3 protein-coding genes are annotated in these 2,041 nt (G+C 68.6%); all 3 read right to left on the bottom strand.

Annotation, left to right across the window (positions count from 1 at the left end; all coding sequences use genetic code 11):
- The coding region (locus tag AC1DOC_RS31130; protein ID WP_478131271.1) for a formaldehyde-activating enzyme at nucleotides 1–445 on the bottom strand (445 nt) is incomplete at its 3' end.
- Nucleotides 446–488: 43 nt separating this feature from the next.
- Nucleotides 489–1,319 (bottom strand): formylmethanofuran dehydrogenase subunit C, encoded by an 831-nt coding sequence (locus AC1DOC_RS31135; RefSeq protein ID WP_478079186.1) that lies wholly within the window; start codon nucleotides 1,317–1,319, stop codon nucleotides 489–491.
- Nucleotides 1,316–2,041: formylmethanofuran--tetrahydromethanopterin N-formyltransferase (gene fhcD, locus AC1DOC_RS31140; RefSeq protein ID WP_478131272.1), on the bottom strand; the 726-nt coding region annotated here is incomplete at its 5' end. The genes fhcD and AC1DOC_RS31135, both read right to left, overlap by 4 nt.

Consider the following 2,041-nt stretch of genomic DNA (forward strand, 5'->3'; position numbering starts at 1 on the left):
TCGCGAGCTTGGTGGCTTCGTAGTTGGTGCGGTACATGTCTTTCTTGTCGAGGTTCTGGTCCTTGGCGCAGCGCGGATCGATCCACACCAGGCTGATGATGCACAGCGTGTTGGCATGTTCCCGGGGAATGATGCCATCGATCAGGCAATCGACCACCGCATCGGCCGTTGCGCTTTGCACCACGCCGCCGAACAGGTCGATATTGGCCACGTCCTTCAGCGTGACCTTGGGCACCATGATGGTCGCGGGCCGCACGAGCTGGTTGCAGGCGCGGATCGCGAACATCGCGGTGTGGCCCTTGCTCTGCGCCATCATGTTGGCAAAGGCCTGGCCCACGGGACCGTCGGTCGCGCCGATCAGGATCTCGGGCATCGCGTCGGTGAACTGGCCCTCCTTGGCAAGGACGGTGGCTTCGCCGGCGTGGAAAAGATAGGGATGCGTCATGGAAAGGAATTCAGGAGTGGTTTGAAGAAAAGTCCGGGACGGGTCACGGGCACAGGATGAGTTCGCCCTTGCCGTCCGCTGAAAGATCGCCCAGGTGACGTTCGATGCGGCGTGCAGGCAAGGCCGCAAAAGCTCCGCCGTGGCGCGCGAGATCTCGCGCCAGCAGGGCCCAGAACACCGGCGTTGCGGTCCGGTTCGGCACAAAGGTCAATGCCGCCTCGATGCCCGCCGGCAGCGCCGCGCCCGGTGCTGCAAAGACGATGCTGCCGCGGCGCATGCCGTAGCCCGCATGCGCGCCGGCCTGGCCGCCCACGGCGATGGTGCCCGCCACCATGCGCGAGCCCAGGAACGCGCCCGCATCGCCGTGGACCAGAGCGGACCCGCGGCGCATGCGGTCGCCGAAACGCTCGCCCGCATGGCCATGGACCACGAGGGTGCCGCCGCGCATGCCGTCCATGCTGCCGGGCAAGGTGCTGGCCGCGAAGTCGCCGACGTCGCCCTTCACGTCGATGCGGCCGCCGGCCATTTCGCAGGCGGCCAGCAGGCCGGTGCTGCCATCGATCTGCAGCGCGCCGCCGCGCATGCAGCCGCCGGCATAGTGGCCCGCATCGCCTTCGACGCGGATGCGCCCGCCGTCCATCTGCCAGCCGATGCGGTCGAAGCGCCCGAGATCGCCTTCGAAGCGAAGCACGCCCTCTTCCGTGCCCGGCGCAACATCGAACAGCTCGGCCAGCGGCAGCATCGCGTTGCCATGGCCCACGCGCAGCTGCCCGATCTGCGCAGCCGAGAATTCCGCCAGCGCCGCCGGCGTGATGCCCCGCAGATCGACACGCAGCGCAGGCGCCTGCCGCAGCCTGAAGTGCCAACCGCTCATGGCGCATCTCCCGCCGCGCCCAGCAGCTTGTGCAGGTGGAAATGGAACGGCCCCAGCTTGCCGCCGTAGTTGCCGGCCGAAATCCGCAGCAGGCCGCCAGCCGGCCCGATGGCAATGGCCGCTTCCATGCCCACGCGCATGGCGGCGCCCACGTCGGCCTCGGTCAGGCCGTCGATCACGATTTCCATCACGCAGCCGATCTCCTGTGCGGAAGTTCCACCCGCCAGTTCGCTGTGTGCCACCAGCCCGACGAGGCTCGGGCAGAAGGCATCGTTGGTCGAGGCATTGAGGTTCGCATAGCGGCTTCCGACCTTCGAGCCCGATCGCACCACGCCGCCCGGAAACGGCATCACCACGTTGGGCAGCCGCTTCATCGCCGCCACCGCGGCCTCGGCGGCGGCCAGCGCGGCATCGGTATCGCGCGCGAGCAGCAGCAGGTTGCCGCCGCCCACGGCCTTCACCACGGGCGTGTCTTCCTGCGCGACGAACTCGCCGTCCATCACCGGCACGCGCCAGTAGCGCACGCCGTCGATCACCTTGGAGATCTGCCAGCCGTCGCCGAAGAAGCGCAGGTTCTTGCCGAGCGCGGCCACGTCGCTGCCGGGCGCGCCGCGCGGCAGGCCCGCGAACACCGCGGTGGTCGGACAGGTCAGCACGCACTGGCCGACGCGGCGCTCGAGCTGCTTGCCGAGCTCCTTGCCCGACATCGAGAACATCAGCAC

Source organism: Variovorax sp. 01T439_2, assembly GCF_056398445.1.